The organism is Sphingomonas sp. (genome assembly GCF_019242355.1).
Lineage (GTDB): Bacteria > Pseudomonadota > Alphaproteobacteria > Sphingomonadales > Sphingomonadaceae > Sphingomicrobium.
In genome coordinates this window covers 1-2,489 of the sequence record NZ_JAFAVR010000270.1, presented here as the reverse complement: position 1 = coordinate 2,489, position 2,489 = coordinate 1, and the positions used below count along the sequence as shown (strand labels likewise).

Here is a 2,489-nt window from a genome sequence, read left to right as displayed (position 1 = left end):
TCTGGCGTCTGCCAGGTGGCGCCGATGCTGTAGGGAAAATGATCGTACCCGCGGGTATAGGCCCCACGCGCACTCACTTTCACATTGCCAAGCAACGTGTTGCCGCCGACTTCGAACAGGTTGTTGCCAAGATTCTCACGGGTCGAGATTGCCTCTTCCCGAGGGCTGACGGCGTCTCCCGTGACGTCGCCCGTAGCGTTGTCGATGGTCAGGATGTCATCGGCGAGGCCGTTGATCTTGAACTCATGCTTGTGGGCATATTCGACATAGCCCGAGTGCAGCCCTCGAATGTAGAATGAGCTGTCGTCGTCCGGTCGGAACACCAGGCTGCCGGCCAGGCCCTGGCGGGTGCGCTGATACTCATACCAGCGCGGTTGAAGGTCGTCGTAGAGCTTGCTGGCCAGGTAATCGCTGGTGCCCGGCGGCGCCACTGAAGGATCATTGATATAGTCGGCTTCGACGTCATCGATGCCCCGCTTGTCGCGGTCGTAAGCGTAGGAGAGGATGACCTCGACCCGATTCTGGCCCGATGGAGTCGTTCCTCCGAAGCCGCCGCCGGCGCTAATGTCTCCCATGTAGCGGCCATTGTTGCGGAGCGTTTCAATTCCTCCGCCAAGGCTTCCCTGGATCAGGGTGCGACGACCCTGAGAAATCGAGCGGGGGACGATGTTGACGACGCCGCCCAGGCCTTCGGCGTCCATGTCGGGACTGAGCGACTTGACCACTTCAAGCCCGCCTAGAATGCCAGAGGGAAAGGCATCGAAAGCAACGGCTCGGGCACCCCCTTGTGGGGATGAGGGATTGGACGCGGTCAAGCGAACACCGTCATAGGTCGTTCCGTTGAGATCGGCGTCCATGCCGCGAATATTGACGAAGCGCCCTTCGCCGCTGTCTGACTCGAGCGATACGCCGGAGAGACGCTGCAGCGCCTCCGCGGCATTGATGTCCGGAAGGGCCCGGATTTCCTGTTCCGAGCGGACGTCGACGACCACTTTCGATTCGCGCTTTATGTTCGTCGATTGCGTCCGCGTCCCGGTGACCACGATCGCGCTGTTGTCCGTTGGCTGAGCGTCAGCCGATGCCGCTTTGGCAAGCGCAGGCTGTGCGCCCATCGCCGCGCTGACGAGCAGGACCGCAGAGGTCGAGAGGCGAGTTCGAGCCGGGTGCGCCTGGCCTCCAGTCGCGACGAATTGCATGTCTTGATCGCCCATTGTGACCCCCGGCTCTGTCGGAAGGCGCGCCGTTGTCAGCGCGTCCAATGGAATAGGGGTATGGGCAGCGCTCGTTTACGCGCCGCGACGCTTTATCGAGCGCCAGGAAGGCGGATTTGTGAAGCTTTCGCTGCCGATCCTCTCGGGACGAAGCCGCGACCGGGTTAACTTTCCCCAAGGTTCGCTGGCTGAGCGGCTCTCGGTTGGGCGAATCGGCTCTCCGATGTCGGTGCCGCGCGCTTATGGCGTCTCCGGCGCCTTGGCTGCGGCTCCACCCCCGAAGCTCTGCTTGAAAGTGATCCCGATGCGCACGTGGCTGTTGCGAAAACGGTGCTCGAGCTGGCTCGGATGACCGACGGTGCGGTTCGGGTCGAACAGCACGAGATCGCGCGCTCCGCCCGAGTTGGAAATATCGTTGACGTTGAGCGTCAGGGTCCGGTTGGCGCTTGGACGATATTCGATGAATGCGGACGTATAGGGGAAGCCGACATTGTAATTGGTGTCGAAGTCGTCGGTCCTGAAGAAGGTCGCCCGCCGATTGTCGGACATCGCCACGCCATAGGCGAACTTGCCGACGTCGCGGCGGAGGTCGGCGTCCCACAGCCAGCGTGGGTAAAAGCCGCTCCAGTCGCGCGGACGGCCGTCGATCGGATCCCTGACCCGCGTGCGCTGCAGATTTCCGTGCAGACGGACGTGCAGGCCCTTCCAGAGATTGTCCAAGGGCGCGTCGAAGGTCAGGTCGGCATATTGACGCCGACCGGTTCCGAGGTTCCCCGGCGCGTCGAACGCATTGCCATGCCCGTCGAAGATCAGGATTCGGTCCTGGAGCAGGCTGACGAGATCATAGCCAAGCTCCAGCCTCAACTGCCCCTTTCCGAAGATCGGCCGTTCGACCAGCACGCGCCCTTCCCACGACCGCTGCGGCTGCAGGTTGGCATTGCCGCCGTTGACTCGTCCACCGACCGAAAGGTCGGCCGCGCTCACGAAGTCGAAGAAATCCAGCTGAGCGACCGTCCGACGGAGGATGAACTGCGTGTGCCACCCGCCGCCAGGTTGCCAGTCCAGGGTCACGCTGGGCTTGAGGAAGCTCAGCTTGCGGTCGGCGGTCGCATCCCCATTGACGGTGAGGTGTGAGAATTCGAAGTTGAGGCCGGCGTTCATCTGCAGGTTCCTGGCCAGCGACCGGCCGCCGTTGATCCAGACCTCGCCGCGCTTCTCCTTCACCCGTGCATTCTGTATCGGCAATTGGATCGGCGTCTTTGCCCCGCCCTCGTCAAG

The 2,489-nt window shown here is 62.6% G+C and carries 2 protein-coding genes; both read right to left on the bottom strand.

Going from position 1 to position 2,489, the window contains the following annotated elements; translation table 11 throughout:
• Positions 1–1,211, bottom strand: a 1,211-nt coding sequence (locus JOZ79_RS12865) for a TonB-dependent receptor plug domain-containing protein (protein WP_294074857.1), incomplete at its 3' end; no start/stop codon positions are given.
• Positions 1,212–1,451: 240 nt separating this feature from the next.
• Positions 1,452–2,489, bottom strand: a 1,038-nt coding sequence (locus JOZ79_RS12860; RefSeq protein WP_294074854.1) for a hypothetical protein, incomplete at its 5' end; no start/stop codon positions are given.